This window comes from Streptomyces flavofungini, assembly GCF_041028215.1.
Taxonomy (GTDB): Bacteria; Actinomycetota; Actinomycetes; order Streptomycetales; family Streptomycetaceae; genus Streptomyces; species Streptomyces flavofungini_B.
The window spans coordinates 1-2,337 of the sequence record NZ_JASKYR010000942.1 but is presented as its reverse complement, the minus strand read 5'-3'; the positions used below and the strand labels follow the sequence as shown (position 1 = coordinate 2,337).

The 2,337-nt window shown below is 72.5% G+C and carries 2 protein-coding genes and 1 pseudogene; 1 reads left to right on the top strand and 2 read right to left on the bottom strand.

All coding sequences use genetic code 11. From position 1 onward, the window contains the following. Positions 1–218: pseudogene (locus tag AB8Z36_RS36870) on the bottom strand (DUF2293 domain-containing protein); the annotation flags it as partial. 90 nt (positions 219–308) lie between these two features. Here AB8Z36_RS36870 and AB8Z36_RS36865 point away from each other — a divergent pair. Further along, the gene (locus AB8Z36_RS36865) at positions 309–941 is read left to right on the top strand and encodes a uridine kinase (RefSeq protein ID WP_369217748.1); all 633 of its coding nucleotides are present in this window, start codon (positions 309–311) and stop codon (positions 939–941) included. Between the two features lie 55 nt (positions 942–996). Here the strand turns inward: AB8Z36_RS36865 and AB8Z36_RS36860 are convergent, their stop codons facing one another. Beyond that, complete coding sequence (locus tag AB8Z36_RS36860) at positions 997–2,142, bottom strand: magnesium and cobalt transport protein CorA (protein ID WP_369217747.1); 1,146 nt, start codon at positions 2,140–2,142, stop codon at positions 997–999. Between the last annotated feature and the right edge of the window lie 195 nt (positions 2,143–2,337).

The window sequence follows — 2,337 nt, the reverse complement described above, 5'->3', positions numbered from 1 at the left end:
ACGACGACCGCGGAGAGGCCGCTCTCCTCGCGGGCCCGCCGCGTGAGCGCCGTGTCGCCGCGCGGCAGATAGACGAGGTGCCCCAGGTCGGCGCAGTCCAGGCAGCGCGGCTCGCCGCCCTCGAGGGTGAGCAGGGTGAGCGGCCCGGAGCGGCACTCCGCGCAGTGCCGTCGGGTCAGGGGCTGAAAGGCCACGAGGCCGGCAGGAGGGCTCGCCATACCCTTTCCATTCCCCGCAGCGCGCCCCCGGCCTCGCCGCCGCACCCGGCCCCGCGCCCGCACCCGTCGGCAGGACGGCATCATGGGTCCGTGCGCCTCGAACCGATCACCTGGGAGCGGCTTGCCGACACCCTCGCCGACCGCCTGCTCGACCTGCGGACGGCCGACGGCGGCGCCTGGCCGCGCGTCGCCGTGGACGGGGCGCCCGCGGCGGCCACCGGCGAACTCGCGCGGCGGGTGAGCGACGCGCTGCGGCTGCGTGGCAGGACGGCGCTGGTCATCGGCATGGAGGGGTTCCTGCGCCCGGCCTCGCTCCGCTTCGAGTACGGCCACGAGGACGTGGACGCCTACTACAGCGGGTGGTTCGACACCGGCGCGCTGTGGCGCGAGGTCTTCGGACCGCTCGACCCCGGCGGGTCGGGCCGGGTGCTGCCCGATCTCTGGGACCCGGTGACCGACCGCGCGACGCGCAGCCCCTACGTGGGGCTGCCGCCCGGCGGCCTGCTCCTGCTGCACGGCCCGCTGCTGCTCGGCCACTGGTTCCCCTTCGATCTGAGTGTGCACGTACGCCTCTCGCCGGGTGCCCTGCTGCGGCGCACGCCGGAGGAGGAGCGCTGGACGCTTCCGGCCTTCGAGCGGTACGACACGGAGACGGACCCCGCGGCCACGGCCGATGTGGTGGTACGGGCGGACGACCCGCGGCACCCGGCGTGGAACGGCTGACCGGGCGTCGACCGGGGGCCGAGCACCTCAGCCAGGAGCGGCGCGTCGGATTCCGCTACAGCCAGCCGTTGCGCCGGAAGCCGCGGTAGAGCGCGACACAGGCACCCGCTATCAGACTCATCATCAGCGGATAGCCGAACTGCCAGTGCAGCTCCGGCATGTGGTCGAAGTTCATTCCGTACATGCCGCAGACCATCGTGGGCACCGCGACGACCGCCGCCCAGGCGGTGATCTTCCGCATGTCCTCGTTCTGCGCGACGGTCACCTGGGCGAGATGGGCCTGGAGGATCGAGTTCAGCAGCTCGTCGAAGGCGGCGATCTGCTCGGTGGCCCGCTTCAGATGGTCGTCGACGTCCCTGAAGTACGCCTGTATCTCCGGGGCGATGACCCTCATGGGCTGGGTGGCGAGGATCTGGAGGGGGCGGCCGAGCGGCACCACGGCGCGCTTCAGCTCCAGCAGTTCACGCTTGAGCTGGTATATCCGCCCGGGGTCGACGCGGGCCCCGTCCGGGGCGAACACGTCCGACTCCACCTGGTCGATGTCGGACTGGGCGGCGTCCGTGACCGCGAGGTAGTCGTCGACGACCTGGTCCGCGATCGCGTGCAGGACGGCGGCGGGGCCCTGCGCGAGCTGCTCGGGCGCCGCCTCAAGGGCCTCGCGGAGCGGGCCGAGCGAGCCGTGCCTGCCGTGCCGGACCGTGATGACGAAGTCACGGCCGACGAAGAGCATGATCTCGCCGGTGTCGACCACCTCGCTGGTCGCGGTCAGTTCGGTGTGCTCCACGTAGCAGACCGTCTTGAAGACGGCGAACAGCGTGTGGTCGTAACGCTCCACCTTCGGACGCTGGTGCGCGTGGACGGCGTCCTCCACGGCGAGCGGGTGGAGGTCGAACAGGTCGGCGATCCCCGCGAACTCCTCCTCGGTCGGTTCGTGCAGCCCCAGCCAGACGAAGCCGTTGTCGCTCCTGCGGACCCGCTTCACCGACTCGACCAAGTCGCTCGCCGGAGGCTGGCGCACACCCTTCTGATACGTCACGCAGTTGACCACCGACGAGCCCAGCGGGGACCGGGCCGGGTGGCTCAGATCGACGCGTGCGTGACGGCGGCCGAGGCGTGCCACTCTCCGCAGCCCGCGGACCTTCCGCAGGCCGCCGACCTTGCCAAGGCCTCCGACTTTCCGCAGGTTGCCGGCCATCGACATGGGGAGCTCCTAGCGCTGATGACGAGACGAGCCAGTCTGCCAGCCAGCCCCGCCCTCCCGTCGAGCCTGTGGGAACGGACCATTCCGCTCCGGTTCTGGTGAAGGCCTGCCGCCGATCCGCGCCACGGCCGACGCCCCCGCCCGGCATCCGGCCGCCGCCGCGGCGACCGGCCCGGCYCSCGSGRGCCGGGCCGG

Bases quoted from the DNA above. Each gene is read 5' to 3' on its own strand.
- AB8Z36_RS36860 (WP_369217747.1), bottom strand. From the start codon at position 2,142: ATGTCGATGGCCGGCAACCTGCGGAAAGTCGGAGGCCTTGGCAAGGTC.